Here is a 1,466-nt window from a genome sequence, read left to right on the forward strand (position 1 = left end):
GCAATTCGGTCACGCGAGTCTGATCCGGGTCGTGGAGGCCACATTGCAGCGGCACGCGCTGGAGCCGCACTGCCTGACGCTGGAGATCACGGAATCGACCGCGATGCGCGATGCGGACGCCAGCTTGAGAATCCTGCAGCAGCTTCACGACATGGGCGTGCGCATTTCCATCGACGACTTCGGAACGGGTTATTCAAGCTTGCTGTATCTGAAGCGCTTGCCGGCCAGCGAGCTCAAGATCGACCGGGGATTCATCCGCGATCTCGAACACGATACCGAAGATGCCGCGATCATTTCGGCGATCGTCGCGCTCGGCCGGGCACTCGACCTGAAGATCGTCGCGGAGGGCGTTGAAACGGCGGCCCAGCAGCAGTTCCTGACCCGCCTCGGTTGCAACTCGCTGCAGGGTTTTCTGCTCGGGCGCCCGATGCCGGCGGATCACTTCGTCGAAATGACCACGCAAGGCACGGCGATCAAGCCTGTTTGATTCCGGGTGGGAATGCGTCGGGGTCCAGAGTTAAACGAAATGTGATCACTCTCCGCCGCAAAATTTTGCACAATGACGGCAGCGCGGCTTTCCGTCGCGATTCGACCCGGGCCGCCCGCCCGCCGATCACCGTTACCGAGCCCCGCTCCGACGTGCCGCCGCCCACCGCCATGGACCAACCGAAACGCATCCTGATCGTCGAGGACGACGCCGACATCGCCGACGTGCTGAGCCTGCACCTGCGCGACGAGCGCTACGAGGTCGTGCACAGCGCGGACGGCGCCGAAGGGTTGCGCCTGCTCGAACAGGGCAACTGGGACGCGCTGATCCTCGACCTGATGCTGCCGGGCGTCGACGGCCTCGAAATCTGCCGGCGGGCGCGGGCGATGACGCGCTATACGCCGATCATCATCACGAGCGCGCGGTCGAGCGAGGTGCATCGCATCCTCGGCCTCGAACTCGGCGCCGACGACTACCTCGCGAAACCGTTCTCGGTGCTCGAACTTGTCGCGCGCGTGAAGGCGCTGCTGCGGCGCGTCGATGCGCTCGCACGCGATTCGCGGATCGACGCGGGCACGCTCGACGTCGCGGGGCTGGCGATCGATCCGATCGCACGCGAGGCGAGCGTCGACGGCGCACGCCTCGACCTGACGCCGCGCGAATTCGACCTGCTGTATTTCTTCGCGCGGCACCCAGGCAAGGTGTTCTCGCGGATGGACCTGCTGAACGCTGTGTGGGGCTATCAGCACGAAGGCTACGAACATACGGTCAACACCCACATCAACCGGCTGCGCGCGAAGATCGAGGCCGATCCGGCCGAGCCGGTGCGCATCCTCACCGTGTGGGGGCGCGGCTACAAGCTCGCCGCGCCGGGCCAGCGGGACGCGTGATGAAGCTCACGCTCACCCGGCGACTGTCGCTCGTGTTCTCGATCCTGCTGATCGCGTGCTCGGGCGCGTCGGCATGGCTGCAGATCCGT

At 65.6% G+C, this 1,466-nt stretch carries 2 protein-coding genes; both read left to right on the plus strand.

The window, feature by feature from the left end; translation table 11 throughout:
- On the plus strand, window positions 1–487 hold a 487-nt coding region (locus JMF90_RS36830; protein WP_201326320.1), incomplete at its 5' end, for an EAL domain-containing protein.
- A gap of 170 nt (window positions 488–657) precedes the next feature.
- Window positions 658–1,377 (plus strand): response regulator transcription factor, encoded by a 720-nt coding sequence (locus tag JMF90_RS36835; RefSeq protein ID WP_011545754.1) that lies wholly within the window; start codon window positions 658–660, stop codon window positions 1,375–1,377.
- Window positions 1,378–1,466: the final 89 nt, after the last annotated feature.

It is taken from the genome of Burkholderia sp. E168m23, assembly GCF_016586125.1.
Classification (GTDB): Bacteria; Pseudomonadota; Gammaproteobacteria; order Burkholderiales; family Burkholderiaceae; genus Burkholderia; species Burkholderia orbicola.